Raw genomic sequence first — 1325 nt, 5'->3', positions numbered from 1 at the left:
ATGTACGCCAGGGCGTTCATGGAAGGCCGGCTCACCGAAGAGGACCTGGACGGGTTCCGTCAGGAAAAGTCCAAGGCCGGCCATGCCCTGTCCTCATACCCGCACCCGCGGTTGATGCCGGATTTCTGGGAGTTCCCGACCGTGTCGATGGGTATCGGCCCGATGAACGCGATCTACCAGGCCCAGTCCAACCGGTACCTGCAGAACCGTGGGATCAAGGACACCAGTGACCAGCAGGTCTGGGCGTTCCTTGGTGACGGGGAAATGGACGAGCCCGAGTCCCGTGGTTTGTTGCAGCTCGCCGCGAACGAGAACCTGGACAACCTGAACTTCGTGATCAACTGCAACCTCCAGCGCCTGGACGGCCCGGTGCGCGGCAACGGCAAGATCATGCAGGAACTTGAAGCGTTCTTCCGCGGTGCGGGCTGGAACGTGATCAAGGTCGTCTGGGGCCGCGAGTGGGACTCCCTCCTGGAAGCGGACAAGGACGGGGCGTTGGTGAAGATCATGAACGAAACCCCCGATGGTGACTACCAGACCTACAAGGCCGAGTCCGGCGGGTTCGTCCGGGAACACTTCTTCGGTAAGTCCCCGCAGACCAAGGACATGGTCGCGGACCTGGACGACGAACAGATCTGGGGCCTCAAACGCGGCGGTCACGACTACCGCAAGGTCTACGCCGCGTACAAGGCAGCGACCGAGTTCAAGGGCAAACCCACCGTGATCCTGGCCAAAACGGTCAAGGGCTACGGCCTGGGCCCGCACTTCGAGGGCCGCAACGCGACCCACCAGATGAAGAAACTGACCATGGAAGACCTCAAAGCCTTCCGTGACCACCTCCGGATCCCCATCACCGATGAACAGCTCGACGCTGACCTCTACCGGCCCCCGTACTACCACCCCGGCATGGACGCCCCGGAAATCAAATACCTCATGGACCGCCGGGCAGAACTGGGCGGGTTCGTGCCCGAACGACGCCGCACCCACACCCCCGTGACCCTCCCGGACACCAAGTCCTACGAGGTAGCCAAACGCGGCTCGGGCAAACAACAAGCCGCGACCACCATGGCCTTCGTCCGGCTCCTCAAAGACCTCATGCGGGACAAAAACTTCGGAGCCCGGTTCGTGCCCGTCGTCCCGGACGAATCCCGGACCTTCGGAATGGACGCGTTCTTCCCGACCGCGAAAATCTACAACCCCAAAGGCCAGAACTACCTCTCCGTGGACCGCGACCTCGTCCTGGCCTACAAAGAATCACCCGCCGGACAACTGATCCACCCCGGCATCAACGAAGCCGGCGCCGTCGCAGCCTTCACCGCCGCCGG

1 pseudogene is annotated in these 1325 nt (G+C 62.8%); it reads left to right on the top strand.

The features are described from left to right. Positions 1-1325, top strand: a pseudogene (locus tag QF015_RS21555) (pyruvate dehydrogenase (acetyl-transferring), homodimeric type); the annotation flags it as partial.

The sequence above is a fragment of the Paenarthrobacter sp. TE4293 genome, from assembly GCF_050435325.1.
Classification (GTDB): domain Bacteria; phylum Actinomycetota; class Actinomycetes; order Actinomycetales; family Micrococcaceae; genus Arthrobacter; species Arthrobacter nitroguajacolicus_C.
Note: the sequence above shows the minus strand (reverse complement) of the source record. Positions and strands in the feature narration are given on the sequence as shown.